Genomic DNA, 25419 nt, shown 5'->3' with positions numbered 1-25419 from the left:
GAGGCAAGTACATCACTATGGCTAAATGGAACGGTGAATATATTCACCCTTATGCAGAACACGGTAAGAAATCAGAACAGGTAAAAAAGATTACTGTTTCTATCCCGCTCAACGTACTGAAAGTGCTAACCGATGAGCGCACCCGTCGCCAGGTCAACAACCTGCGCCACGCGACGAACAGTGAGTTACTGTGTGAGGCATTTCTGCATGCCTTTACCGGCCAGCCACTCCCTGGTGACGAAGATCTGCGCAAAGACAATCCGGAAAAAATCCCGGCGGAAGTCCGTCAGATCATGACGGAAATGGGTCTGGAGATCCCAGAGATTAATGAAGAATAATCTGGCAGCGACAGTGAAATATAGCGATAAAAAAAGCCTCACATTGTGAGGCTTTTTTTTGCTCAAACTGGCTTAGGCCATGTAGTTTTCTGGCATCTCAATTTGTGCAACACCCGATTCTACCGCAGCCTCAGCAACGGCCCTGGCGATACGCGGCAACAAACGCGGATCCATCGGCTTAGGAATAATGTAATGTTCACCAAACTCCAGGCTGTCCACATCCGCCGCTTTGAGTACTTCAGCAGGCACCGGCTCTTTGGCAATGCTGCGGATTGCTTCTACCGCTGCAATTTTCATTTCATCGTTAATGGCCGTAGCACGCACGTCCAGCGCCCCCCGGAAGATGAATGGGAAACACAGTACATTGTTCACCTGATTAGGGTAATCGGAGCGGCCCGTTGCCATGATCAGATCATCACGCGCACCATGTGCTACTTCCGGGCTGATCTCAGGGTCCGGGTTAGAACAGGCAAATACCACAGGTTTATCAGCCATTAACTTCAGATCTTCCGGTGACAACAGATCCGGGCCAGAGACACCCACAAACACGTCAGCGTCTTCGATCACGTCCTGTAACGTGCGCTTGTCCGTGTTATTGGCAAACAACTTCTTGTATTCGTTGAGATCATCACGGCGAGTATGAATAACCCCTTTGCGGTCAAGCATATAAATGTGTTCACGTTGTGCGCCACACTTAATCAAAAGCTCCATACATGCGATGGCAGCTGCACCCGCTCCCAGACAGACGATAATGGCGTCATGGATGTTCTTGCCCTGGATCTCCAGCGCGTTCAACATACCCGCAGCGGTGACAATCGCTGTGCCGTGCTGATCATCATGGAACACCGGCACATCACATCGCTCAATCAGCGCACGCTCAATCTCAAAACACTCAGGTGCTTTGATGTCTTCCAGATTAATACCGCCAAAGGTATCGGCAATGTTTGCAACTGTATTGATAAAGTCTTCAGTGGTACGGTGCTTAACTTCAATATCAATTGAATCCAGGCCAGCAAAGCGCTTAAACAGCAAGGCTTTACCTTCCATCACTGGCTTGGATGCCAAAGGGCCCAGGTTGCCTAATCCCAAAATAGCAGTACCATTACTGATCACAGCCACCATGTTACCTTTGCCTGTGTAACGGTATGCATTGCTGGGATCGGCCGCGATTTCACGAACCGGCTCCGCAACACCCGGGCTATATGCCAGGGCTAAGTCTTTGACGGTTTCTGCAGGCTTGGTCAACTCTACGCTGATTTTTCCTGGAACGGGGTGGGCATGGTAATGTAACGCTTGTTCACGAAAGTCTGACATGACGCGATTTTTTCCTACGAAGAAGTTGAAAGTGAGAGTGAGATAAAAATTCGCTAACTGGTTTAAACCATACCTTTTTTAAAAATTAATTCAAGCCATATCAGGTCTATCCTGTTAAAGCAAAGATAGTTGGAAGTTAGCAATATTTAGCGACTTTTTTGCTACTTTTCGGCAAACTTAACTCACAATAAATGATCCGATAAGTGTCACTTTCAGTTCAAAATAGCGTCATTTTTATGCGGAATATAAATCAGATGAATAAAACAACAATAAAAAACAAGTTCCCGACTTTTAGCCGAAAAATACAGGATTTTACCAACACTTAACGGACATTAGATAACAAAAAGCGAGACATTAGCAGGGATAGCTATGCATATTAATCAGGTGAATATGGTCATTCAGGGGAAATTTACGCTGTGATAAGACTGCCACATGGATGCGTTTTGACAAGCACAATAGCACACAGATTTACAGGCGATAGTCACCTATTACTGGAAACTTTACTAACCAAACGGCACTGATCCGTCCACTTAGCATAATAAAATACGACATACCAAAAAATCGAAAGTGGCAGGCTCCAGAAACGAAAAAAGCACCCGAAGGTGCTTTTTCTACAGCAAAAGTAAAACTTACTTCTTGCTGCTAAGCGCGCCAAAGCGCTTGTTGAAGCGGTCAACACGACCACCTGTGTCTAGGATCTTCTGCTTACCAGTGTAGAACGGGTGACATGCAGAACATACGTCCAGGTGAATGTCTTTACATAGTGTTGAACGAGTCTCGAATTTGTTACCGCACGAACAAGTTGCTGTAATTGTTTCGTACGTAGGATGAATACCTTCTTTCATAGGACACCTCTAGTTAAGGCCGTATCGCTCTCCAAACCCGAAGTCTGGCACCATACGTAGTTATACAAAAATTGTGGACGCGTATTTTAGGGTCAATCGGAATGATCCACAAGCAATAAATGCAATTTAACTGTTATTTTTTGCGCAATCTCGGAATGTAGCCGCAAAATATGCCAAGCACACCAAACTCCCCCACCACTGGCATGCATTTTTACTCTGTTACGGTATACTGAGCCCGTGTTCTGTTAGCACCCTATATAGCAATCAGGCACCAGTCCTTAACTTTGATATTCAGATGCCGGAGTCTCCATGCGCTTCGCCGAAGTCGCTTTAAAAGTGCCTTTACATAGAACCTTTGATTACCGCCTCGAGCCACAACAGCAGCCCTGTGTGGGCGGCCGGGTCAGAGTAAAATTTGCCAACCGGGCCTGTGTTGCCATCGTCGTCGCCTTAAAGTCTCACAGCGATGTGCCCGCAGAAAAAATAAAAGCCGTTGAGTCTGTACTGGATACTGCCCCTGTGCTGTCGCCAGAGCACCTTGGATTTTTGCGCTTCGGAGCCCAGTACTATTGTCACCCTCTGGGCGAAACCTTATTTACTGCCCTGCCAGGCGCACTACGCGAGGGCGAGCAAGTTGATAAGACCCAGGTGCCGGTACTGACGCTGACAGCCGCCGGGCGTGAAACCACTCAGCTCAGAGCAAAAAAACAATTGGCATTGCTTGAGCAACTGCGCAGTGCCGGAGATGCCACCGCCAGTGAGCTCAAAACGCTGGGCTTCTCGCAGGCACAGATCAAAGCCTTGCTAGAAAAAGCACTGATCCAGGAAGAGCTGCGCACCGATACGCACTGGCAATCCAAACCTTTGCAGCTCGGTAGTAAACCCAGACTCAACCCAGAGCAGGCTACTGCCTGCAGTGCCATCAACAGTGAGACCGGGTTTCGCACCTTTTTACTCGAAGGTGTGACAGGCAGTGGTAAAACCGAAGTGTACCTGCAAAGCCTCGAAGCCATCTTAGCCAGCGGCAAACAGGCGCTTGTGCTGGTACCAGAAATAGGGCTGACGCCACAAACGGTGAACCGCTTTAAACGCCGCTTCGAGGGATTGCCCATTGATCTTTGGCACTCTAATCTCACCGACAACGAACGCTTACACACCTGGCGTCGCGCCGAGCTGGGAGAGTCAGCGCTGGTGATTGGTACCCGCTCAGCCATCTTTTTGCCCTTTCAGACATTGGGCATGATAGTGGTCGATGAAGAACACGACGGCTCGTTCAAACAACAAGACGGGTTACGCTACCATGCTCGTGATCTGGCGGCCTACCGTGCTGCACAAGGCCGCATTCCTTTAATCCTCGGTACAGCTACTCCGGCACTGGAAACCCTGCAAAAGGCCCTGCAAAACCGCTATCAACTGCTGCCACTCACCAAACGAGCCCAAACCCAGCAAGATAACCGCTTTATGTTGGTTGATATGAAAGGCCAGGCCGAGCAATCCGGATTTGCCAAGACCAGTCTGGATACCATGGCTGCCACACTGGCACGCGGACAACAGGTTATGGTATTTCTCAATCGGCGTGGCTTTGCCCCGACGCTTATCTGTCATGAATGTGGCTGGCTGAGCAACTGCACCCGCTGCAGTACCAGCGCCACCTATCATAAATCCCTTAGCCGTCTGATCTGCCACCACTGCTCTGAACAAGCGTTTGTGCCCGTGCAATGCCCTGACTGTGGCAGCACCCAGATCATGCCCACCGGGTATGGCACAGAACAACTAGAAGAGTTTTTATCCCAGCAATTTGCTGATTTTCCGGTGCACCGTATAGACCGGGATTCAACCCGTCGTAAAGGCAGCCTCGAAACCGTGCTGGATGAAATTAATCAGGGCGGTGCGCGATTGCTCATTGGCACTCAGATGCTCGCCAAAGGGCACCACTTCGCAGACGTCAATCTGGTGGTGATCCTCGATGTCGACAGCGGCTTGTATTCATGCGACTTTCGCGCCACGGAGCACATGGCGCAGCTCATAACCCAGGTCGCTGGCCGGGCTGGGCGCAGCGGTGAAGCCGGTACCGTGCTGTTGCAAACCCACTTCCCGGAGCATCCTTTGTTACAAGATCTGGTCAACAACGGCTATCAGGATTTTGCCCGCTATGCATTGCGCGAACGCGAGGAAACCCAGATGCCTCCCTACAGCCACCTGGCTTTGATCCGTGCGGAAGCCACCAACGCACAGCTGGTTATGGCGTTTTTATCAGATCTGGTTCCAGCCACCCCCTACCCTGGTATACAATTACTCGGACCGATCCCCGCGCCGATGGAACGCCTGGCCGGAAAGTACCGATATCAATTGCATATTCAGGCAGCGCAACGCAAAGTACTGCATCAATACCTGGCGCAACTGGCTGATTATATTGGCCAGCATAAACTCGCCAACCGGGTGCGCTGGAGTATTGACGTTGACCCTATGGATACCTATTAAAAAACGTTATGGCACAACACGACTATATAAATAAAAAGCCGGGCGGCAGAAAAACCGCCAAAGGAAAGACCGCCAAACCCTTTCCAAAATTTTTTGCTGCGCTGACACTGGTGTTGATCGGTGCCTTTGGTTATGGCCTGTGGTACATCAAGCAACACGGCGAACCAGAAGCACAGCCTGTCAGCCCAGCGCCCGCAAAGACAACTGCGCAACCGAAAGCCGAAAAAGATCTGCCACGCCCGCCTGACTTCATCAAAGACATTAAAGATCATGAGGTGAAAGTCAAAGTTAAGAAAATAGAGAGCCAGGGCCCCTATCAGATGCAATGTGGCTCATTCAAAACTTATAAGCAGGCAGAACAAATGAAAGCCAGGATGGCGTTTGCCGGGCTGATCGCCGAGATCCGCCGCACTGAAGGTTCTAATGGTGTCTGGTACCGGGTGCGTCTGGGTCCCTATGACACTAAACGGGGCGCTGAGAGCGATAAAAATAAGCTGGAGCGGATAAACATCGTCAGCTGCGGGATCTGGAAGTGGACTTGATCTTAGTGAAATCGTCCCTATCTCTACCCTAATTGATTTTATACTTGAGGCATGTGCCTCCTGATTAAGGAATACTATGACAACTATCGTGAGTGTTCGCCGAGGCGACAAAGTCGTAATTGGCGGAGATGGCCAGGTATCACTTGGCAATACGGTAATGAAAGGCAACGCTAAAAAAGTGCGTCGCCTCTACAACGGTAAGGTACTTGCAGGCTTTGCCGGTGGCACTGCCGACGCCTTCACCCTGTTTGAACGCTTTGAAACCAAACTGGAAATGCACCAGGGCCACCTGACTCGTGCGGCCGTGGAAATGGCCAAAGACTGGCGAACCGACAGAGCACTGCGCAAACTGGAAGCCTTGCTGGCCGTTGCCGATGAAACCGCATCATTGATCATCACAGGTAATGGTGACGTTGTTCAGCCAGAGCATGATCTAATCGCCATCGGCAGTGGTGGTAACTTTGCTCAGGCAGCAGCCACTGCGCTGATTGAGAACACCGACCTGAGTGCCCGAGAAATTGTGGAAAAGAGCCTTAAAATCGCAGGTGATATCTGCGTCTTTACCAACAATTTCCAAACCATCGAAGAATTGTAATAGGAATTGCCATGACAGCAATGACCCCAAGAGAAATCGTCCATGAGCTGGACCAGCATATTATTGGTCAGGACAAAGCAAAGAAAGCCGTCGCCATCGCACTCAGAAACCGCTGGCGTCGTATGCAGCTTCCTGAAGAACTGCGTACTGAAGTCACCCCCAAAAATATTCTGATGATTGGCCCAACGGGTGTAGGTAAGACCGAAATCGCCCGTCGCCTGGCTAAGCTGGCAAACGCGCCATTCATCAAAGTTGAAGCGACTAAGTTCACCGAAGTTGGTTATGTGGGTAAAGAAGTCGAAACCATTATCCGCGATTTGGTCGAAGTGTCTTTTAAAATGACGCGCGAGCTGCAAACCAAAAAGCACAAACACCGTGCCGAAGAAGCCGCTGAAGAACGCATTCTAGATGCGCTGCTGCCACCAGCCAAAGATGCCTGGGGCGAAACTCAGCAGAGTGATAACAGCTCTACACGTCAGGTATTCCGTAAGAAGCTGCGTGAAGGTCAGCTGGATGACAAAGAGATCGACATTGACATCGCCGAAACAGCACCTCAGGTTGAGATCATGGCACCGCCAGGCATGGAAGAAATGACCAATCAGTTGCAGGGCATGTTCCAGAACTTGTCAGGCGACAAAAAGAAAAGCCGCAAGCTAAAAATCAAAGAAGCCTTCAAGCTGTTGATTGAAGAAGAAGCCGCGAAGTTGGTCAACCCGGAAGAGCTAAAAGAGCAGGCGATTTTTGCCGTTGAGCAAAATGGTATCGTGTTCATTGATGAAATCGACAAAATCTGTAAGCGTGGCGAAGCCTCAGGACCTGATGTCAGCCGTGAAGGGGTTCAGCGCGACCTGCTGCCACTCATTGAAGGCTCGACCGTCAGCACCAAGCATGGCATGGTAAAAACAGACCACATTCTGTTTATCGCTTCGGGGGCATTCCAGATGGCTAAGCCTTCTGATCTTATCCCTGAGCTGCAAGGTCGCTTACCGATCCGTGTTGAGCTCGAAGCACTTACAGCAAAAGATTTCAAACGCATTCTGACTGAACCACATGCGTCACTCACAGAGCAGCAACAAGCGCTGATGGACACCGAAAGCGTCAGCATCGCATTCAGTGATGATGCCATCGAACGCATTGCACAGGCTGCCTGGCAGGTGAATGAGAAAACGGAGAACATCGGTGCCCGTCGTCTGCACACGGTGATGGAAAAGCTAATGGAAGAGATCTCTTTCGATGCCTCCGATAAAGCCGGTGAGTCGCTGACGATAGATGCCGCCTATGTCGACAAGCATTTAGATATGCTGGTGCAGGACGAAGACCTGAGCCGCTTTATTCTTTAACGGAATCCCGCCCGATCACAGATCGGGCTTTTTTATGCCTATGTATCAAGTTACCAAACTGCATTACCACACCCGTCAGAGTCAGCTTGATGTGTACTTTGATGATGGTCTGACGCACACACTCAGCGCCGAGTTTTTACGGGTCCACTCCCCGTCAGCTGAGGTCCAGGGACATGGTCCCGGTCAACAGCAACTGGTCCTCAATAAGCAGCATGTAGCCATCAGCCAGATTGAGCCGGTCGGCCATTATGCAGTCAGACTGGTATTCGATGACGGTCATAACTCGGGGTTGTTCAGCTGGCAATACCTGCGAAAACTCAGTGAGCAAGAAGATGAGCTATGGCAACTTTATCAGCAGCGTGTGGCCGCACGCCACGATGTGCCCATTAAGTTTACGCCCTGACCCACTGTGATACACACAAAAAAGGCGACCTGTGGTCGCCTTTTCTTTTACCAAACCCAGTGAACCGGGTTGGCACTACACCTGGTATTTTTCCACCGACTCGTATAAATTACGCGCCTGCTCTGAGAGCTCTTCACTGCTTTGTGCATTGCTGCTGGCATGATCTGACGCCACCTGGGCAATGTCTCGGATCTTCACAACATTTTTGTTTACTTCAGAGGCCACCTGTTTTTGCTCATCTATCGCGGTGGCGATATGGGTGCTCATTTCCATTATTGTTTGCACATCTTCGGTGATCATTCCGAGCAAATCGCCTGCGCGTTCCGCCTGTGCCACACTTTCATTCCCCTGCTCACGACACTGCTCCATGATATTAACCACTTCACGTGTACGCTGTTGCAAGGTTGAAATGATGCTTTCGATTTCCTGCGTCGAATCCTGAGTACGTTGCGCCAGCGAGCGCACTTCATCCGCGACCACAGCAAAGCCTCGACCTTGCTCACCGGCACGAGCCGCCTCAATCGCCGCATTCAGTGCCAACAGATTGGTTTGCTCTGCGATACCGCGGATCACATCCAGTACCGAGCCTATCGTTTCGCCATCGCGTTCTAACTGGCCCACCACGTCGGATGCACCACCGAGCGATTCAGACAGCTGCATAATGTGCTCTATCGTTGCAGTCACCTCAGAGCGCCCTAGCTGTGCATTCTTGTTGGTTGACTCGGCTTTGTCTGCCGCCGCTTCGGTATTGTGCGAAATATCCTGGATCGTGGCCTGCATCTCAGTGGCCGCCGTTGCCACCATATCGGCCTCGTGCAACTGCTCAGTCATACCTGCACTGGTCTGTGCTGTGGTATCCGATAAATGGTGGGTTGCATCATTGATGATCGCAAGCGCACTGTTTACATCGCCAATCAACTCTTTAAAGTCGCCAATCAGACTATTGAAGTCTTTGGTCATCAGAGTAATTTCATCGTTACCCGTCTGTTCGATGGGGATGCGTAAATTATTCTCACGACGGATCCGCTCTATGGTCTGATAAACCCGCTCAACCGGACGAATAATTGACTGGCTGGTCGACAGCACCAGCAGCATCACTACCACAGAGGCCACCACAAAAATGATCAGGGCAGCCATCTGCGCCATTTGCGTATTCTCTGTGACAGCTTGCTTTGCCTGATCGACAATTCGTGCGACGACTGCATCACTTTGCTCAACGCTCTTCTTCATGCTGCCCAGGGCACCACTTTGAAGGTCCAGGCCAAGCTTGGTCTGTGCATCAACTAAATTTCTGAAGCGCGTTTGATATTGCTTTATCAGGGTCTGGATCTGACGCTCATACTGCGCATCAAAGCCAGCCGCTTTGACCTGTCCCTCAAATTTGCTGATTTGATCGTCAAACTTTTTGAGGTATTTCAGGTCCAGTCGCAGCATAAAGTCTTTTTCTGCGCGTCTGAGCATCAACATACTGACCAGCAGGTCATCACGTGATTGCTGTTTGAGCATCGTCTCTACTTCGTGGACCGCGCTACGAAGCGCGCCATAGAGACCATCCTTTGGATGCAGTCCTATGGTTTGTTGTAACTCAACAACGTGATTGAAATCATCTACGTAGGTTTGCGCAAGACGTTCGAACTCTCGTAAATTGCCGTCGTCGATACCGAACTCAGCAAATATCTCGTCCAGTAGGCCAGCTTTACGTTGCAGCTCGCTGTAGTCCTTGGCATATAAATCCAGTGCCTCAGTATCTTTATAGAACAAAAAGTTCTTTTCATGTTTGCGCATTGAGAGCTCATGAATATCAAGCTCTTCAGCATACTGAATGGTTTCATTCAGTTTACGCATGGTACTGGCTTCGATCATGATCACTGCCAGCATAACGACTAAAGCCACACCCACCACCAGCGCATTTAACTGCAAGCGCCGCTTGATGGTCAGATTTTCCAGAAATGCCATACGGTTACCCAATTATTACAAGACCTGCAATAGAGTATAGATTATTCCGTCAGCAACGCCGCGCACTATTTGCTATTTTTGCACGACTTTATTACTAAATGCACATTAATTAAGCGGCCTTTGGTGCTTTATTGAGCACCGCTTGCCAGAGCGTATCATGTAACTCATTGACATTATGCCATTGTCCCTTTGTCAGCCACAGCGCCAACGGCGTCGCATCACTGGGGAAATTAATTTGCTGTCCACCCGGTGATTCTAACCATTCATCCAGCGCCTCTGAATTTAGGTAATTCATTACCTGGGCTAATCCCAGCGATTGTAAGGTCATGGCATTGCTTTGTTGCTCAAACTGACCCTGTAATGGTTTTAACAGCAGCTTTTTACCAAACTTAAGCGCTTCACTGGACAATTCAAATCCGGCATTGGCGACCACCCCGGATGCATTGGCTAAATCGGCAATAAATCCTTCTCGCGACGGCGCACGCAGATGAATATGATTCAGTGACGTATCGTGCGCATCCGGGTGATAACAGTAAAACTCCCGGTCAGGAAAGTCTTTGAGTAACTCGACAATATGCGACAAATCTTCAAAGGGCAGATACACCAGCACTTTATTGGCAATAGACTGATTGCCAAAATCCCCCACCTGATAGGGAATAAAAGGCGGCACGATGTTTTCCGCGAAAGGTTGCCAGTGCACACCCAGGTGAATGTCTGCCGGCGCGAACCAGCGAATGAGCGAACGCAACATAAAGTTGCCGCCAAAGATGGGCACTTTGGGTGATAAGAAAGCACTTTGATGACTCATTGCAACCACAGGTACCTTGGCACGGCGTGCAGCCCAGGCCGTCACGGGTTCAAAGTCGTTAAAGACCATGTCGTAGCCTCGCATATCAAAGCGTTGTACATCCTTCACAAAGCGTCCGACACGTAATTGCTGAAGCGTCCCCTGGTAATGTAGTCGACCATGACGGGTCGCAAAGCTGATCCCACGACGAGTTTGGTAGTCTCCAAACACCGACATATCAAAATAACGCTCATCCGGGCGGCCAGAAAACACATAATCGACATCAACGCCCAAACGCGTAAAACACTCTGCCATCACCCGGGCGCGGGTAATATGACCATTACCAGTCCCTTGTACGCCATATAAAATCTTCATAATTCCCCTACAACTCCTATCGCCAACACAGCACACCCGCTACCTATCACCGCACCCAGAATGACATCAATCGGATAATGCACTCCGACCACAATTCTCGATAAAGAGACGCCCGATGCCCACATCATCAGCGGCAGCGCCAATGCCGGAAAATGTTCCATCAGACACGTGGCATAAAGCCAGGCACCAGCACTGTGGCCAGAAGGCATACTAAATTTATCACTTGGCGTAAGCATGGCTTTTACAGCCAGGCAATCACAGGGGCGGACCCGCGCAATGCGGTTTTTCAGATAGAGATAAAGCGGCCGCTCAATGGCAAATGCCACCACGGCACACAAGGCAAACTGCTGCCCGACCGAGCCCATAAACAGTGCACTCAGGATACCCAGTATCACATAGAGCCCGCCGTTTCCGCTTTTTGACAGTGCCAACATCACCATTTTGAACCAGGGCTTACACTCGGGTTTATAAAGGGCGAAATAGAGCGCCGTATCGAGTTTGATGATCTGTGCTTTCATAGCTCATGCTTACATTTGTTCACAAATTCAGCATAGAAGAGCTAAATAACACTGCCACGACATTTTTGTGACACAATTATGTATGTTGATTCAAAGCATTGCGCCCCTACATAATGGGAGTATACTGGATTGTGAATTCAGTTATTTTCGAGGACGCCCGTATGGATTACAGCACTTCCGACTTATGTGACCATTTTGCCGATGCGGTTGATGTATTAGAGCCGATGTTTATCAACTTTGGCGGTCAAAGCGCCTTCAGTGGCCGTATCAAAACACTCAAGTGCTTTGAGAATAATGAACTGATCAACCAGGTTTTACAGCAAGATGGTACTGGCCAAATCTTATTGGTCGATGGCGGAGGTTCCACACGTCGGGCACTCATCGATATTGAGCTTGCAGAGCTGGCAATGGAAAATAACTGGCAGGGTATTGTGGTCTATGGTGCAGTTCGCCATGTTGAGGAACTGGAAGAGTGTGATCTCGGTATCCAGGCAATCGCCTCAATACCCGTCGCTGCCGACAGCCATGGCGGCGGTGAACAAGGTATCCCGGTCAATTTTGCCGGCGTATCTTTCTATGATGATGACTACCTGTATGCGGATGCCACTGGCATCATTATTTCTGCTGAAGAACTACAGCTAGAAGTTGACGACGAACAGAGCGAATAATACCGCTAGTGCATTCTAATCTCCCCGGGCAAAGCCCGTCTTTGCCCGGCACAACCCCATAGATCGACCTGAATTATGAGTAACCACTGGCTTCATATATACACCGAAGCGGACATTACCGCCTATTGTCACAGCCGTGAAAATGAACAACGTTTCTGGCAAACCCTGGCTTTCCTGCAACCCAAAGATGATTTAACCCAAGCGCTGCGCGATGCCGCGCAGTTTGGTATTAAGTATGTGTTGGTTGCCATTAACGAGGATCTGGGACCTCGGGCTAATTGTGGCCGGGGCGGTGCCCATCTGGGCTGGCAAGCATTTTTACAACGCTTCTTAAACCTGCCTTGTAATCGCTTTTTAACCCCGGACGATGTCTTGCTGTTAGGTGAAGTCCGATGTGATGATTTGCAACAGCAAGGCGCCGATCTGGATAACCGGGACCCGCAGCAACTGGCTCAGTTGCGTGAGCTCAACGGCCAACTTGATGAACGCGTCAGTACTGTCATGAAGGCCATCTTTGATGCAGGCCTGGCCCCCATCGTAATTGGTGGTGGCCACAATAACTGCTTTGGTCTGCTACAGGCATTGTCCCAGAGTACTCAGCAGGCTTGTCATGCCATTAACTTCGACCCGCATGCCGATTTTCGTGCGCTGGAAGGCCGCCACTCTGGTAACGGTTTCAGTTATGCTCACAATCAAAGCTATCTGTCTGATTATCACGTGGTTGGCATGCATGAACAGAAAAACAACCACACCATTATCTCAGCACTGGATAATGCGGGATTCAGTTACGCCAGTTATCAGGATATCCTGGTACGCCGCACACTGACACTGACTGAAGCCTGCCAGATCGGGCTGAATCGCTTTGCCGGACAAGCGCCTCTGGGTGTTGAAGTCGATGTCGATGCGATATCTCAGATGCCAGTGAGCGCGTATACCAACTGTGGTTTTACCGTGAATGATGCCGAGCACTTCGTCCATTTAGCGGCGAGTCAGGAACGCGCGCGTTATCTGCATTTGTGCGAAGCGGCACCCGAGCATCACCCACAAGGTGTGCAACAAGGGATCAGTGATGCCGGTCAGGTTCTGGCTTCCCTGGTCTGTAGTTACTTGCAGGCTGCGCCTAAACCCGGCGCTTAATGTGAGTCTGGCTGAAAGGTTTCTGGGGTGTCTTCCGGATGCTCCCAGCGCCATTGTTTCAGCCAGCTGATCATGCCCACACTGCTCAGGGGTCTGGCAAAATAATACCCCTGCGCCGCAAATGTATTAAGGCTTTTCACGAACTGAAGCTGCTCCGGGGACTCCACCCCTTCACAAATCACTTTACACTCCTGGATCTGCTGCATTTCCACAATCCCACGAACCACACTCTTGAAGGTGCCCTGATGGCCATGATCTGAGGTCAGTGAACGGCCCAGCTTGACATAATCTACAGTCAGCTGAGGCAATTTAGACAAAGTGACCGGGGTTTCACCGAAGCTGTCGATACACAAGCGCAGTCCCATTGATCGCAACCGCGATACCATGGCAATGCCCTGAGGCTCGAGGCTGGTAAACAAACTGGCAGGGCACTCTATGATCAAATCACCCGGCTTCAGCTGATGCTCCAGTAACACGTGGTCGATAAACTCGATAAATTCCTCGTGCAACATTTCTGGTCCAAACAGGTTCAGGCTCAGTGGCATAGCTATGCCTTCCATACGCAATGCCAGTGCGATCTCTGCAGCGCGCTCAATCACATATTGAGCGACGGGCAATGCCAGGCCTGCAATGCGAATGTCTTCGATAAATTTACCCGCCGCCAGGATCCCCTGTTTGGGGTGTTGCCAGCGCAACAGCAACTCAAGGAACTCAATATCACCATCTTCGTTACGTACAACAGGTTGAAAATACAACTCCAGTTCCTGACGAAAATCTATGTGTGCCAACTCGGCCAGACGCGCCTGTTGCTCCAGCCGGTTGATCTGCATCTGCTGCTGATAAGGGGCTATCGGGCTGTCAGGCTGGCTATCCAGCGCCAAAAACGCACAGGTTAATAAGTTCTCGAACAGCCCCTGCTCTTCATCACAGTTCACATAACTGGCACGCGCTTTCACTTCAATGGTGCAGTTACCCACATTAAAGGGTTTCAGAGTGCTTTCAATGATTTCACCGATCATCTGTTCATGCAGGTGATGTTGATTAACCAGGCTACACACAAACACAAAATGCAAACCGCCAAGGTGGGCCAGCCGGGATACTTCATTGCCAAGCGGGATTGGCATCACATCCGGATGCTGCAAATGCTGTTTAACTCGATTGGCAGACTGGGCTAACAAGAGATCGCCAAACTCCCGGCCGAGATGAAAATTCACCTGCTGGAAGCCTTCCAGGCGGATCATGACGAGCATGGCTTCACTAGGGTCACGCTGACGAAACTCATAAAACGCACTGCGAAACCCTGCTCTGTCCGGCAACTCGAGGATGTCCGCCGTTTTGCTTTCCTCACTGCCCGCCGGGGGCGGCGGTACCAGAGAAGCTCTGGATAATGTTAACTCGGCTAAAAACATCGGGAGCAGCGCCAGCACCAGTAAACCGGGCGACAGCTGCCAGAACAATATGCCGGCCAGTGCGAAAGCAGCGGCACAGGCACTCACACCAGTGATGATTAGATACCTGAGTTGCTCAGAGCGGATCGCAAGCCAGATATGTAATACCAGCAGAGGGGCCAGTAAATAGGAAAAAAGATGTGCGGTGTCAGCAAGGAAAGCCAGCGCCACCGCTGTCGTGGTTGCATACACAATGCGATGCAAAGGCTGCTGACTCGCCATAATCGCACCGATGCTGGCACTGAGCAGTGCGCCTGCTACAAAGGCCATCAGCATTGGGGATTGGTGACCTGTAGCCTGCCAGAAGGAGGCCGCCGACACACTCCCAACAGCAGCCATTAGAGCAGAGGGAAACACAGCCAGAAGTAAGATAATACTTTTGTTACAATGTTTTAGCAGCGCTTTTTTCGTCATCGGCGGACCATTGTGAAATTCTTACTATTGCACAAGTTTACCCGAAATCCAGGTATTTAACAGGTCATTTACGCCAAACTGATAACTAAGTTCAGCCGGATGACCGACCTGCCACAGCACCATATCGGCGCGCATGCCAACTTTCAGCACCCCCCGATCCGACAGACCCAATGCTTTGGCACCATGGCGAGTAACGCCCAGCAACGCTTCTTCCGGTGTCATACGGAACAAGGTGCATGCCATATTCAACATCAGACGTAATGAGCACAGTGGCGCGGTTCCCGGGTTAAAGTCACTGGCCAGTGCAATCGGCACATTATGCTGACGCAGGAGCTCAATCGGGGGTAATTGGGTTTCACGAAGAAAATAAAATGCGCCCGGCAGCACTACACCGACAGTGCCCGCTTTGGCCATCGCTTTGACACCGGCTTCATCCAGATATTCAATGTGGTCGGCGGACAACCCATTAAACTCAGCCACCAGCTCACTGCCGTGCTGATTAGACAGTTGCTCAGCATGACATTTCACTTTTAAACCCAGCTCAGTGGCTTTGGCAAACACCCGGCGCGTTTGCGCATTGCTGAAACCGACATTTTCACAAAATGCGTCGACCGCATCAGCCAGAGAGTGTTCAGCTACCTGAGGTAACATTTGCTCACACACCAAATCGATGTAGCCATCGGCGTCATCACGATATTCCGGCGGCAGTGCATGGGCGCCCAGGAACGTACTTTGTACACTAATAGGGTGATGTTCATCCAGCATGCGGTTGACTTCCAGCAGCTTAATTTCGCTTGCACAATCCAGGCCATAACCCGATTTGCTTTCCACTGTGGTGACACCCTCACTCAGCAAGGCATTCAGTCGCGTTTTACCGGCCACAAACAAGTGTTCATGATCCGCTGCACGGGTTGCCTTCATCGTCGTCGCAATGCCGCCGCCTTGCTGTGCGATCTGCTGATAAGACACGCCATTAAGACGTTGCTCAAATTCCTGAGCGCGTGAACCGGCGAACAAAATGTGGGTATGACAATCAATCAGGCCCGGCGTCATCCAAGCCCCTTTTGCTGAGATAGTCGGCGTGGTCACCGGATCAAACTCCGGCAGTTCAGCTTGTGCGCCAAGCCAACAGATTACCCCATCTTTGACCATCATCGCGCCATGCTCAATGGCCCCATAAGGGCGCTCAATATCCGGGTCCATGGTCGCCAGATTGACGTCCAGAACCACTAAATCTACTTCCATCACCAGTCAATTCCTCATCTCTAACTTGCTGCTTTGAGTGTAGCAAGATTACTTGTATATACAATAGAGGTGTGCCATGTTTATCAGTGAGCTATGTCCGCTCAGCCTGACGCGACAGTTGGGTTTACTTTACTAACCATGGCATGAGATTGTGACAACGCAACCCAAATTTGCACAAATAAAACAACATATCATCACGCAGATCCGCAGTGGTATCTGGCAGGAAGATCAACAAGTTCCGTCTGAAAACGCCTTATCCGCGCAATTCAGGGTAAGCCGCATGACCGCCAGACGTGCACTCAGTGAACTGACCGACGCCGGGATCCTGACCCGCAGCCAGGGCCTGGGTACCTTTGTCGCCAGATTCAAATCCCAGTCTTCTTTGCTGGAAATCCGCAATATCGCCGATGAGGTCAAAGAACGTGGTGGTGACTACACTTGTGTGGTCCTGTCTCTTGAATCTATGGCGGCCATCGCCCCAATCGCCATTGCACTGGGTGTTGAGATCGACACACAGGTGTACCGCAGTGTGCTGGTGCATCATGACAATGAACAACCTCTGCAAGTCGAGGAGCGCTTCGTTAACCCTCTGTTGGCACCTGACTACCTGCAACAGGACTTCACGCAAATCACCCCTCATGAGTACCTGGTCCAGATAGCCCCCCTGACAGAGGCACGCCATACCGTTGAGGCCATTATGCCCGGCCCGGATATTTGCCAGTGGCTAAATATGTTTCATGAAGAGCCCTGCTTACAACTGATCCGCAGAACCTGGTCTGAAGGCGGCATTGTCAGCTTTGCCCGGTTAATCTCACCGGGCAGTAAGTATCGTCTGGGCGGCCACCTGACCTTTAAGAAGTGAACCTGCTCAGATGGCGTGCTGATAACTAAACCCCAACTCACTGATGGCCGCGCCGTCAATGATCCGCGCTTTGCTGTTATCACTGGCAAAGCTTGGGGGTTGGGTGCCCGCCTGCGCGCAATGCGCCTGATAGTAATCCTGCTTAAACGGATGAGACGGAGCGCATACGTTGTAAATTGCTCTCGCCTGCGGCCAGTGAGTCAGTACTGACATAATGGCCGACACCACATCTGCCTGATGGACCATATTAACCAGCTCCTGACTGCTGCTACGTAAGGTCTTGCCAGCGATAAATTGTCCTGGTTCCCGTCCTGGCCCGACCAAGCCTGCCAGTCTGAGCACCTTGCCGCCATGGGACAGCACCAACTGCTCTGCCTGCTGCAAAATGCGTTGACGCTGTGAGTCGGTTGCAGCCAGTGCTCCCTGCTCGCTATAAACCCCATCAGCGTCGGCATACACCCCGGTACTCGAGCACAGTAAAAAGCCCTGCATTTGCAGCTCAGTCGCCAACGCCAGCGTCGCTTCTAATGTCACCAGATAGTTGCTGTCTTCACGACGCGCACCCGGTGGCATCGCACAAAGCCAGAAAGCATGCTGTAACGATACGTCATGCACCAGTCTTGTACCATCATGAACCAATTGTCGAGACAGGGCACTGCTGTGCGGCTGCCGCCGGGTTGCCTGTACCTGCCATCCCTGCTCTGCCGCAGCTTCGGCCGCTGGCATTCCCAACCAGCCCGCGCCGGCAACAACGAGTTTATTGTGCATATCATTATCCTGTAGTTTGATCAGCTCAGTACATCATGCAACAGCGCACTGTGTACTGGCAAAAATCTGCGATGACATAGGAAGTAATAAAAACGGCTGATTTATTGCTAAAAGTTAAAGTATCTGTCCCTATTGCCGATTAGGGATGTAAAGATTATTCGTCAAGTGTTATCAATCAACCACCGTAATTTGTAGCCTTCTTGCATGAGATATGGTTTGATTGAAGCTTGCCTGATCCCAAGAAAAAGAAAAACGCATGCTTGAAAATTTATCCCTTAGAAAAAAAATCCTCTTTTTGATTGGCGGTACCATTTCTATTTTGTTGGTTGCTGCGTCAGGGTATTTCGTTAACCACATTGCCCAGCTTTCCCGAGAGGGCATAGAAAGAGAAGCAGAAAGTCATTTATATGCCGAGAAGCTCTCCATGGAATCTTTCTTTACACGTTACGGTGCCATTGTGGAGACCTTTGTTACCAATCCGCATAATGTTAATTGGTTTGACGACTACACCCAGCGAGAAAAGCCGCTGAGTGCCGACCTTGGCTATCAGGAAGTCAATCAGGACTTTATCCGCATCTCAGCCAGCGATGAGAATATCCTTTCCGCCTTCATGGCATCAGCACGCACAGGTGAATACTTCAAAGAAAATGAGCGTACCTCAAACTACTCTGATGGCCGCCCTTACTACTCGTACAAGCGCCCCTGGTGGCAGGATGCGCTGAGTCATGGTGGTCTGTATGTCGGTGCAGTGTCTGTTGATATCAATACGGGTGCCGTCTCTGCCGTCGTTCAGCAACCTGTCTACAATGCCCAACGCGAACTGGTTGCGGTAGGGGGTGTTGACCTGCAAATTAACAAGATCAGTGAACTGGTTGAGCAGATCCAGTTTGATGGTCAGGGTTACGGCTTCTTACTCGACCACGATTATAAAGTGGTCCATCTGTCCAAACGAACCGGACACAAACTCTCTATTACTGATGAGGGCGCGAATGGCAAAGAAGGCCTGGAAGCGCTGGAAAGACAATTTGCAGATACCGAAGGATTTACTGAGCTCAATCGCGCAATGCGTTCAGAAGGTGCTGGTGCTGCAATGGTTACCCTCAAAGGCGTTGATTACTATGTGGTATTCAACAACGTCAAACTCGACAAACCGATCCTGGATTGGCACCTGGGATTGCTGATCCCCGTCAGCCTGATTGAAGAACCGGTCAATGATGCCGTTATGAGCACAGTGACCGCTGTGATCATTATTCTGGCCATTATTGTTGTCATGATTTTATGGGCCACACAAATGATTGCTGCGCCGATCACCATGCTGACCAATACCATGCGGGATATTGCCTCAGGTGAAGGGGATCTGACGCGTCGCATCGATATCAACAGCCAGGACGAAGTCGGCCAGCTGGCTCACCACATGAACACCTTTATCGACAAGCTACGTAGTATGATGCTCGACACCGCTGCACAAGCACAGCAACTTAGTGGTGCTGCGTCCCAATTACAGGATGTGTCGACCAACACCAACAACGAGATCCAACAAGAGAAAGAGCAAGTTGACAGTGTGAGCGCCGCTGTCACGGAGATGGCAGCCACAGTCACCGAGATTTCCCGTAATGCCCATGAAACAAACCGGGCTGCTGATCTGGTTCAGAGTATGACCAATGACGGTGCTGCGCGCTCGGGTCAGGCACAAGAAGTCATGACTCAGCTAGCTGGTCACATTGGAGAGGCGGCCAAAGTGGTTGCCGGTCTGGAACAGGAAACCAGCAACATTGGGGCCGTGATTGACGTGATCAATGGCATCGCAGAGCAAACCAACCTGCTGGCACTCAACGCCGCCATTGAAGCTGCCCGCGCGGGTGAGCAAGGCCGTGGCTTTGCCGTGGTAGCCGATGAAGTACGCAGCCTGGCCAGTCGTACCCAGGAGTCGACAGATGATATCCGTAATATGATCTCTCGCCTGCAACAGATCGCTCAGCAAGCTTCTGTGATGATGCAGCAGGGCCAGGAGCGTGCAGAAGGGTCTGTAGGACAAACGCAGGAAGTGCTGGATGCACTGCGTAATATCACGGAGTCGGTCAGTACGGTACAAGATCAAAGTCACCAGATTGCGACCTCAACGGAAGAGCAAACAGTCGTTGCTGAGGATATCAATAATAGCCTCAATGCCATTAATGACCTGGTCAATAGCACAGCGAACCACGCACACTTGCTGGCCGATGAAGCCCGTGACCTGAATAGTCTGGCAAAAGCACTTAATAACACCGTAAATCAATTTAAACTGTAGCGTCTGAGTGGCCCGGGCTCCCGGGCCGCCTGCATACACATTCCCCACTATTTCTGTCTTGCCAAAACTTGACTAATGCACAGTTGCAGACGATCACTTATAAGGTGACTCTTTGCGGATCAGTGCTTAATTATGTTTAAAAACCTCAAACTAGCGCAGATGCTTGCGTACTCATTTGGCGCCCTCATCGCTCTGATGACGGTGATTTCTATCTCTGCCTACCTTGGACTGAATACCGGTTATAACAACTTCGTCGAATATCGTACATTGGCACGCAATGCCAATTTAAGCGGCCGTCTGCAGGCGAATTTACTGATGGTGCGCCTCAACGCACTCAAATACCTGAAAGAGCAGAGCACAACCAACATTAATGAATTTAACGAGCGTTTTGATTTGCTCAAGGAACTCATGGATCAGGCCCAGGCAAGTATCTCGGATACCAGTTACCAGAGCCAACTCACTAACAGTGCAAGCGACATTGAAGAATATCGGCGGGCATTCGAGCAGATTGTGCAGTTATACGCTCAGCGCAATGACATAGTAACCAACCAGCTGGATGTCAAAGGCGTACAAATGCGCACCATACTCAGTGATGTGATCAACAATGCACATCAACAAAGCAATAATGAAGCCTTGTTCGCAGCAGCCCGGTTGCAGGAAACGCTGTTACTCGGCCGTTTATACGTGGTCAAATTCCTGGTGACAAACACAGACAAGGATTACCAACGCGCCATTGAGGAGTTTAGCCAACTGGCAGCTCTGCTAGACGAACAGGCCGGGGCATTTGTATGGCAACCGGTTCAGGGCATGCTCGTTGAGTTCTTACAGCACAAACTCGATTACATTACTGCCGTCAAAGCCGTGAACCAGACCATATTGCAACGTAACCAATTAATCTCACAAAAACTCAATGTCATAGGCCCTCAGGTGGCTAATACACTGGAAGAGATTAAGCTAGATATTAAAAACCGCCAGGACGAGCTTGGCCCTCAAGCGCAAAGCACCAGTGAGCAGGCGGTGATGCTGGTTACCACAGTATCGGTGTTGGTGGTATTCGCGGGCGCGTTCCTGAGCTGGTATGTCAGCAATTTACTACGCGAGCCCATTGGCGGTGAGCCAAGAGAAATCGAAGCACTGGCCAAAGCTATCGCCAAAGGCGATCTCAGTTATCAATTTGCGACCACGAACACCACAGGCATATATCGGGCGATGTCCGAAATGACAACCACATTGCGAGACATAGTGAGTAAAATCAAATCTGCTACCACCACATTGAATGATACGACCGGTGCCATGATTTCAATCACTGAGAAAACCAAAGGTGAGACCGATCAACAGCAAGATCAGCTGACCCAAAGTGCCACAGCGATGCAACAAATGAGTGCGACCGTACATGAGATCACGCAGAGCGCGCAACTGGCTGCTGACGCGGCTACCGAAGCTGATCAGCAATCCCAGACCGGGATCCAAGTGGTACAAACGTCTCGTGAAGCCATGAGTGAACTGGTGGGCAGTATTCAACAAGTCAGCGAGGCCATTACCCAGTTAGAAAACGAAACGGAGTCGGTCGGCTCCATTTTGGATGTGATCCGCAGTATTGCAGACCAAACCAATCTGCTGGCACTCAATGCGGCGATCGAAGCCGCGCGGGCTGGCGAGCAAGGTCGGGGCTTTGCCGTGGTGGCTGATGAAGTACGCAGCCTGGCCAGCCGTACGCAGCAAAGTACCGAAGAGATCCAGGCGATGATCTCGCGCTTACAAAACGAGGCAAAACGCTCAGTAGAGCATATGCAGCGCAATGTTGACCATGCGGAAAACTCCGCGGAGCAAACCGAACATGCCGGCGCAACGTTACAAGCAATTTGCGGCTCAATCAGCACCATCCGCGAAATGAATTTACAAATTGCCAGCGCATCAGAGGAGCAGAATACGGTCTCAATGCAAATATCTGAAAGTGTCACCCATGTCAGTGAGAGTGCCGCAGAAACAGCGCAAGGGGCACAGCAAGTGTCTCAGGACGCCAAGGCACTGAGCCACATAGCCCGTGAACTGAACACCCTGGTGGACCAATTTAGGCTGTAGGGCCCGACAAGATGGGGCAGTGAGCGTCATTACCTGCCCTTCCTTTTGCTTTAGATCAACGCCCCAACGCACAACTTTGCTTACACTAGCCTTCTCAATAGCAAAGAGAGTGCGATCGTGATTAAATTACCTCAGTGGGATGACTCCCTCATCAACAAATACAATATCTCAGGCCCCAGATATACCTCTTATCCAACAGCCCTGTCACTTGAATCAGGTTATACTCAGGCCGATCTGGTTGATGCCATCGCACACTCAGACACCCGTGCACTGTCGTTGTATATTCATATCCCATTCTGTCACCAGCTTTGCTATTACTGTGGCTGTAATAAGATTATTACCCGACATCAGTCCAAGGCCGATGTATACCTCGACCATCTGGAGCTGGAAATCGCCGCTCAGGCACCGCTCTTTAAAGCTTATCAGGTTGAGCAATTGCACCTGGGAGGCGGCACCCCCACCTTTCTGACCACAGCGCAAATGTCACGCCTGGTCACCATGCTGGAGCAGCACTTCACCTTCACACCAGCTGCCCAGCGCGGCATTGAAATCGACCCCAGATCACTGGCCGAAGACATGCTGCCAGCACTGAAAACGCTCGGCTTTAATCGGGTGTCATTCGGGGTGCAGGATTTTAATGATCAGGTACAGGCCGCAGTAAATCGCCCGCAACAGATTGCAGAAGTGCTGTCGCTCTTAAAGCAAGCCCGCGAGCTGGGCTTTAAATCCATTAATATGGACATGATTTACGGCCTGCCTCATCAGAGCGTTGAGTCCTATCGCGATACCATAGCGCAGCTCATTGAGTTGGGCCCTGATCGGGTTTCGGTGTTTAACTATGCCCATCTGCCGGACAGATTCGCCGCCCAGCGCAAGCTGAAAGAGGCCGATATGCCCAACGCCAAAGAAAAGCTCGCGATCTTTAAGCAAACACTGACACAGATGAGCGATGCCGGTTACCAGTTTATCGGTATGGACCATTTTGCCAAAACCGATGACGAGCTGGCTGTGGCACAACGACATAATCACCTGCACCGAAACTTCCAGGGCTATACCACCCATGGTAACTGCGACTTGCTCGGTCTCGGCGTATCGTCTATCTCACAGATCGGCAATGCCATTCTACAGAATGAAAAAGATCTGAGGCCCTACTACCAGGCCGTCACTGAGCGCCATAGCGCCATTCATAAAGGCGTCAAGCTCACCCGCGACGATGAAATTCGTGCCGCCGCGATCAAGCAACTTATTTGCCACTTCGAGCTCGACAAAGCGACCTTTGCCGCTGAGCATGATCTCGACTTTGACGACTACTTTGCCGATGCGCTAACGGCACTCAAGCCCCTGGCTGAAGATGGCCTGGTGGACCTCACCGAGCAACGTATTGAAGTCACGGCTAAGGGTAATCTGTTTATCCGCATCATCTGCATGTGCTTTGATGCCTATCTGCAACAACAGATCAAAAACACCCGCTTTTCACGGGTGATTTAAGAATTATATTACTCTGTAAACTACGCCAAATAGCGTGTTCACTTGTTGTTAATGACCGTCAGGAGAAAAACAATGGCGGACACAGGACTGCGTTCTCCCGCACTCTTCAGATTCATTATTGCAACCCAGTAACGTGGTTATACCTGTGCCCCCTGCAACTTCAGGGGTCATTTCTGCAGGCAAAAAAGCCGGGTTCTTAGACAATGCTTTAATTGGTTTTTTATTGAGTTTTAATTTCATCGGATTATCCTTATTTATTGCAGTTCAAAAATTCACCAGAAAAGGTAACCCAACAAACCCGAATGGTCAACAATTTACAAACCACCTGGAAACAAAAACGCAAAATTTACAACATGGAAAATGGGGATTCATTGTGATGCAAATGCGCTAACTTTTCTACAGTCACTCGTATAAGTGCGCCAACTGAATGCAATAAATTGCGCCAGCAGATACAGTGTAGAATGCTGATAGCTACACTTGTAACAAAGCAGACAAGATTACTATCTATATTTATCGAGCGATTGCTTCAATACAATCTCATTATTGGGCTTCTCGCCACGACAACGCTTATCAGAAGAAAACAGCATATCCGCTTTTACCATTTGTGATGGTTTCATCAAACAAATAACATTTGTCTTTCCACGAACAAGCCGCTTGTCACCACTTGTGTATAAAACAGTTTTTTTACCTGACATATGCTCACTGTGTAGTTGCGGAGTCTTGAATCGTCTCACCGGCGCACCGGTTTGTGTGTCAAACTGACGAGACTTAAAAAATAACGCCTCTTCTTTTTGAAGGAGCTGCTCAATGCTTGCATGTGGATTAATTGTCACGGCTCTGGGCTGAGTATTTTCATTTTGCCTGACCAAAGAGCGTGGTTCAGCGTTTTTCTTTTTAATTACAGGCTCTTTAAGCAACTCATGTGGTACTTGTTTTGCAGCCGCTTCATGGCTTTCAGACTCAGTCATGCTTAAAATGGATTGATTAACCCCACCGCTCTGTGACATTACCTGTTCATTTGTGTTCTCGGATATTCTGTCGCTTACTTCGTTTCCCTGATGAACTTGAGTCGCAGTTACAGGCTCATCCTGAGCGAAGACAATATAGATTTTTATGGCTCATCTTTTTCCATCACTGGCATAGAAGCTTATCTCGAAGGCAGAAAATAACCCAATTACGGGTACCCAACGCTGTAAGCTATCAAGGCCACTCACTTTGAGTACATAGCATAATCCCTCAACTTATTATTTCTGCTTGGAGGGTTTGGTTGGTGACGCACATTCATGGATAGTCATTCTATTCAGGCAACCCCAAAAATAACCTGACCGCCCCAAATGCAAAAGTTCAATTTAGTTAAAAACTAAAATTAAGCTTTCTTAGGACGAACCAGAACGTCTACCAAAGTCCAGGATGTTTTCTTAGGGGGTGGTGACGCACATTCATGGATAGTCATTTTATTCAAACGACCCCTTACATGCTCTGACCGCCCCAAACGCAAAAGCCCCGGCCAAAAGGCCGGGGCTTTC

The 25419-nt window shown here is 50.0% G+C and carries 22 protein-coding genes; 12 read left to right on the top strand and 10 right to left on the bottom strand.

Features of this window, described 5'->3' with window-relative positions:
- Positions 1-17: 17 nt before the first annotated feature.
- Positions 18-338 (top strand): met regulon transcriptional regulator MetJ, encoded by a 321-nt coding sequence (metJ, locus tag PRUB_RS07690; RefSeq protein ID WP_010386199.1) that lies wholly within the window; start codon positions 18-20, stop codon positions 336-338.
- Positions 339-410: 72 nt separating this feature from the next.
- Here metJ and PRUB_RS07685 read toward each other — a convergent pair whose 3' ends face one another.
- The gene (locus PRUB_RS07685) at positions 411-1652 is read right to left on the bottom strand and encodes a malic enzyme-like NAD(P)-binding protein (protein ID WP_010386198.1); all 1242 of its coding nucleotides are present in this window, start codon (positions 1650-1652) and stop codon (positions 411-413) included.
- A gap of 629 nt (positions 1653-2281) precedes the next feature.
- Positions 2282-2497 (bottom strand): 50S ribosomal protein L31, encoded by a 216-nt coding sequence (rpmE, locus tag PRUB_RS07680; protein ID WP_010386197.1) that lies wholly within the window; start codon positions 2495-2497, stop codon positions 2282-2284.
- A 309-nt stretch (positions 2498-2806) separates the two neighbouring features.
- Between rpmE and priA the strand changes: the two genes are divergently transcribed.
- From priA to PRUB_RS07655, 5 genes are all read left to right on the top strand, one after another.
- Positions 2807-4978, top strand: coding sequence for a primosomal protein N' (priA, locus tag PRUB_RS07675; RefSeq protein WP_010386195.1), 2172 nt, complete (start codon positions 2807-2809; stop codon positions 4976-4978).
- 8 nt (positions 4979-4986) lie between these two features.
- Positions 4987-5520 carry an SPOR domain-containing protein gene (locus PRUB_RS07670; protein WP_010386193.1) on the top strand — a complete coding sequence of 178 codons (534 nt, stop codon included), beginning with the start codon at positions 4987-4989 and terminating at the stop codon, positions 5518-5520.
- A gap of 76 nt (positions 5521-5596) precedes the next feature.
- Positions 5597-6115 carry an ATP-dependent protease subunit HslV gene (gene hslV, locus PRUB_RS07665; protein WP_010386191.1) on the top strand — a complete coding sequence of 173 codons (519 nt, stop codon included), beginning with the start codon at positions 5597-5599 and terminating at the stop codon, positions 6113-6115.
- Between the two features lie 11 nt (positions 6116-6126).
- On the top strand, positions 6127-7455 hold the full coding sequence (gene hslU, locus PRUB_RS07660) for an HslU--HslV peptidase ATPase subunit (protein WP_010386189.1): 1329 nt from the start codon (positions 6127-6129) through the stop codon (positions 7453-7455).
- A 40-nt stretch (positions 7456-7495) separates the two neighbouring features.
- On the top strand, positions 7496-7858 hold the full coding sequence (locus tag PRUB_RS07655) for a gamma-butyrobetaine hydroxylase family protein (protein WP_010386188.1): 363 nt from the start codon (positions 7496-7498) through the stop codon (positions 7856-7858).
- Between the two features lie 75 nt (positions 7859-7933).
- On the opposite strand, the gene PRUB_RS07650 is transcribed toward PRUB_RS07655, so the two are convergent.
- The 3 genes from PRUB_RS07650 to PRUB_RS07640 all read right to left on the bottom strand — a co-directional run bounded on the left by PRUB_RS07650 (position 7934) and on the right by PRUB_RS07640 (position 11494).
- Complete coding sequence (locus PRUB_RS07650) at positions 7934-9814, bottom strand: methyl-accepting chemotaxis protein (RefSeq protein ID WP_010386187.1); 1881 nt, start codon at positions 9812-9814, stop codon at positions 7934-7936.
- Positions 9815-9923: 109 nt separating this feature from the next.
- Entirely contained in the window at positions 9924-10976 is a 1053-nt protein-coding gene (locus tag PRUB_RS07645; RefSeq protein ID WP_010386186.1) for an MJ1255/VC2487 family glycosyltransferase, read from the bottom strand.
- Positions 10973-11494: a phosphatase PAP2 family protein gene (locus PRUB_RS07640; protein ID WP_010386185.1), complete on the bottom strand. Its 522-nt coding sequence runs from the start codon at positions 11492-11494 to the stop codon at positions 10973-10975. Before PRUB_RS07640 ends, PRUB_RS07645 begins: the two co-directional genes overlap by 4 nt.
- A gap of 161 nt (positions 11495-11655) precedes the next feature.
- Between PRUB_RS07640 and rraA the strand changes: the two genes are divergently transcribed.
- Both rraA and PRUB_RS07630 read left to right on the top strand, forming a co-directional pair.
- Positions 11656-12162 carry a ribonuclease E activity regulator RraA gene (rraA, locus tag PRUB_RS07635; RefSeq protein ID WP_010386184.1) on the top strand — a complete coding sequence of 169 codons (507 nt, stop codon included), beginning with the start codon at positions 11656-11658 and terminating at the stop codon, positions 12160-12162.
- Between the two features lie 75 nt (positions 12163-12237).
- Positions 12238-13299, top strand: a complete 1062-nt coding sequence (locus PRUB_RS07630; protein WP_010386183.1) for a formimidoylglutamase — start codon at positions 12238-12240, stop codon at positions 13297-13299.
- On the opposite strand, the gene PRUB_RS07625 is transcribed toward PRUB_RS07630, so the two are convergent.
- Together PRUB_RS07625 and hutI are read right to left on the bottom strand one after the other, a co-directional pair.
- Positions 13296-15161 carry a GGDEF domain-containing phosphodiesterase gene (locus PRUB_RS07625; protein ID WP_010386182.1) on the bottom strand — a complete coding sequence of 622 codons (1866 nt, stop codon included), beginning with the start codon at positions 15159-15161 and terminating at the stop codon, positions 13296-13298. The genes PRUB_RS07630 and PRUB_RS07625 overlap by 4 nt on opposite strands.
- A gap of 24 nt (positions 15162-15185) precedes the next feature.
- On the bottom strand, positions 15186-16406 hold the full coding sequence (gene hutI / locus PRUB_RS07620; protein ID WP_010386181.1) for an imidazolonepropionase: 1221 nt from the start codon (positions 16404-16406) through the stop codon (positions 15186-15188).
- A gap of 151 nt (positions 16407-16557) precedes the next feature.
- Between hutI and hutC the strand changes: the two genes are divergently transcribed.
- Positions 16558-17268 carry a histidine utilization repressor gene (gene hutC / locus PRUB_RS07615; protein ID WP_010386180.1) on the top strand — a complete coding sequence of 237 codons (711 nt, stop codon included), beginning with the start codon at positions 16558-16560 and terminating at the stop codon, positions 17266-17268.
- 6 nt (positions 17269-17274) lie between these two features.
- On the opposite strand, the gene PRUB_RS07610 is transcribed toward hutC, so the two are convergent.
- Positions 17275-18036: a Rossmann-fold NAD(P)-binding domain-containing protein gene (locus PRUB_RS07610; protein ID WP_010386179.1), complete on the bottom strand. Its 762-nt coding sequence runs from the start codon at positions 18034-18036 to the stop codon at positions 17275-17277.
- 256 nt (positions 18037-18292) lie between these two features.
- Between PRUB_RS07610 and PRUB_RS07605 the strand changes: the two genes are divergently transcribed.
- The 3 genes from PRUB_RS07605 to hemN all read left to right on the top strand — a co-directional run bounded on the left by PRUB_RS07605 (position 18293) and on the right by hemN (position 23893).
- Positions 18293-20323, top strand: coding sequence for a methyl-accepting chemotaxis protein (locus tag PRUB_RS07605; protein ID WP_010386178.1), 2031 nt, complete (start codon positions 18293-18295; stop codon positions 20321-20323).
- Between the two features lie 132 nt (positions 20324-20455).
- Complete coding sequence (locus tag PRUB_RS07600) at positions 20456-22405, top strand: methyl-accepting chemotaxis protein (RefSeq protein WP_010386177.1); 1950 nt, start codon at positions 20456-20458, stop codon at positions 22403-22405.
- 117 nt (positions 22406-22522) lie between these two features.
- Positions 22523-23893 carry an oxygen-independent coproporphyrinogen III oxidase gene (hemN, locus tag PRUB_RS07595; protein WP_010386176.1) on the top strand — a complete coding sequence of 457 codons (1371 nt, stop codon included), beginning with the start codon at positions 22523-22525 and terminating at the stop codon, positions 23891-23893.
- A 48-nt stretch (positions 23894-23941) separates the two neighbouring features.
- Here the strand turns inward: hemN and PRUB_RS07590 are convergent, their stop codons facing one another.
- Positions 23942-24133, bottom strand: coding sequence for a hypothetical protein (locus PRUB_RS07590; RefSeq protein ID WP_155946217.1), 192 nt, complete (start codon positions 24131-24133; stop codon positions 23942-23944).
- 260 nt (positions 24134-24393) lie between these two features.
- Positions 24394-24900: a hypothetical protein gene (locus PRUB_RS07585; RefSeq protein ID WP_010386172.1), complete on the bottom strand. Its 507-nt coding sequence runs from the start codon at positions 24898-24900 to the stop codon at positions 24394-24396.
- Between the last annotated feature and the right edge of the window lie 519 nt (positions 24901-25419).

The organism is Pseudoalteromonas rubra (assembly GCF_000238295.3).
GTDB classification, from domain to species: domain Bacteria; phylum Pseudomonadota; class Gammaproteobacteria; order Enterobacterales; family Alteromonadaceae; genus Pseudoalteromonas; species Pseudoalteromonas rubra.
Note: the sequence above shows the minus strand (reverse complement) of the source record. Positions and strands in the feature narration are given on the sequence as shown.

Bases quoted from the DNA above. Each gene is read 5' to 3' on its own strand.
- PRUB_RS07585 (WP_010386172.1), bottom strand. From the start codon at position 24,900: ATGTCACAGAGCGGTGGGGTTAATCAATCCATTTTAAGCATGACTGAG.
- PRUB_RS07650 (WP_010386187.1), bottom strand. From the start codon at position 9,814: ATGGCATTTCTGGAAAATCTGACCATCAAGCGGCGCTTGCAGTTAAAT.
- PRUB_RS07670 (WP_010386193.1), top strand. From the start codon at position 4,987: ATGGCACAACACGACTATATAAATAAAAAGCCGGGCGGCAGAAAAACC.
- PRUB_RS07630 (WP_010386183.1), top strand. From the start codon at position 12,238: ATGAGTAACCACTGGCTTCATATATACACCGAAGCGGACATTACCGCC.
- hutI (WP_010386181.1), bottom strand. From the start codon at position 16,406: ATGGAAGTAGATTTAGTGGTTCTGGACGTCAATCTGGCGACCATGGAC.
- PRUB_RS07610 (WP_010386179.1), bottom strand. From the start codon at position 18,036: ATGCACAATAAACTCGTTGTTGCCGGCGCGGGCTGGTTGGGAATGCCA.
- PRUB_RS07685 (WP_010386198.1), bottom strand. From the start codon at position 1,652: ATGTCAGACTTTCGTGAACAAGCGTTACATTACCATGCCCACCCCGTT.
- metJ (WP_010386199.1), top strand. From the start codon at position 18: ATGGCTAAATGGAACGGTGAATATATTCACCCTTATGCAGAACACGGT.
- PRUB_RS07655 (WP_010386188.1), top strand. From the start codon at position 7,496: ATGTATCAAGTTACCAAACTGCATTACCACACCCGTCAGAGTCAGCTT.
- PRUB_RS07640 (WP_010386185.1), bottom strand. From the start codon at position 11,494: ATGAAAGCACAGATCATCAAACTCGATACGGCGCTCTATTTCGCCCTT.
- PRUB_RS07625 (WP_010386182.1), bottom strand. From the start codon at position 15,161: ATGACGAAAAAAGCGCTGCTAAAACATTGTAACAAAAGTATTATCTTA.
- PRUB_RS07600 (WP_010386177.1), top strand. From the start codon at position 20,456: ATGTTTAAAAACCTCAAACTAGCGCAGATGCTTGCGTACTCATTTGGC.
- PRUB_RS07645 (WP_010386186.1), bottom strand. From the start codon at position 10,976: ATGAAGATTTTATATGGCGTACAAGGGACTGGTAATGGTCATATTACC.
- priA (WP_010386195.1), top strand. From the start codon at position 2,807: ATGCGCTTCGCCGAAGTCGCTTTAAAAGTGCCTTTACATAGAACCTTT.
- hslV (WP_010386191.1), top strand. From the start codon at position 5,597: ATGACAACTATCGTGAGTGTTCGCCGAGGCGACAAAGTCGTAATTGGC.
- PRUB_RS07605 (WP_010386178.1), top strand. From the start codon at position 18,293: ATGCTTGAAAATTTATCCCTTAGAAAAAAAATCCTCTTTTTGATTGGC.
- hslU (WP_010386189.1), top strand. From the start codon at position 6,127: ATGACAGCAATGACCCCAAGAGAAATCGTCCATGAGCTGGACCAGCAT.
- rpmE (WP_010386197.1), bottom strand. From the start codon at position 2,497: ATGAAAGAAGGTATTCATCCTACGTACGAAACAATTACAGCAACTTGT.
- PRUB_RS07590 (WP_155946217.1), bottom strand. From the start codon at position 24,133: ATGAAATTAAAACTCAATAAAAAACCAATTAAAGCATTGTCTAAGAAC.
- rraA (WP_010386184.1), top strand. From the start codon at position 11,656: ATGGATTACAGCACTTCCGACTTATGTGACCATTTTGCCGATGCGGTT.